Consider the following 593-nt stretch of genomic DNA (forward strand, 5'->3'; position numbering starts at 1 on the left):
CAATAGAGATACCCAGACCATTTAGATTTTTGAAAGTAACTTTAGACATAACGAAATTCTCCTGTAGCGTTTCACTGTTTTGTCTCGTGGGGCGTAAGCCTTGGGTTAATACTAGTGAACGAACTGTATTAGATAAATATCGTTTTACACACATGACTGTTAAGTTATACTTAACAAATGGCTATTGAACCTTCCCTAATATCTTCACTAACGTGGTTTGCGCATGTAGCGCGCCATCGCAGTTTTACGAAAGCCGCCTCCGAAATGGGAGTGACGCGGGCTGCATTGTCGCAGCATGTGAAAGGGCTAGAAAAACAACTTCAAGTCAGGCTGCTAAATCGCACGACACGAAACATGTCTCTGACCGAAGAAGGGCAGCGTTTGCTCGACACCCTTCATCCTTCATTGACCAATATTGAGCAAGCCCTAAGTTCGCTGAATGATTTACATATCGAGCCAGCGGGGCTCATTCGTATTAGCGTGTCTAGAACAGCCGCTCGGCTTCTTATCGAGCCGCACTTGGGGGAGTTTTTATCTCGTTATCCGAAAATACGTTTAGAGCTGATCATGGATGACGGTCTGACAAATATTGT

The 593-nt window shown here is 44.5% G+C and carries 1 protein-coding gene; it reads left to right on the top strand.

Going from position 1 to position 593, the window contains the following annotated elements; all coding sequences use genetic code 11:
- Positions 1–177 precede the first annotated feature (177 nt).
- Positions 178–593 (top strand): LysR family transcriptional regulator (locus tag R7190_RS29040; RefSeq protein WP_318138089.1); only part of this gene is annotated, 416 nt, incomplete at its 3' end.

This window comes from Vibrio sp. 1078-1 (assembly GCF_033340475.1).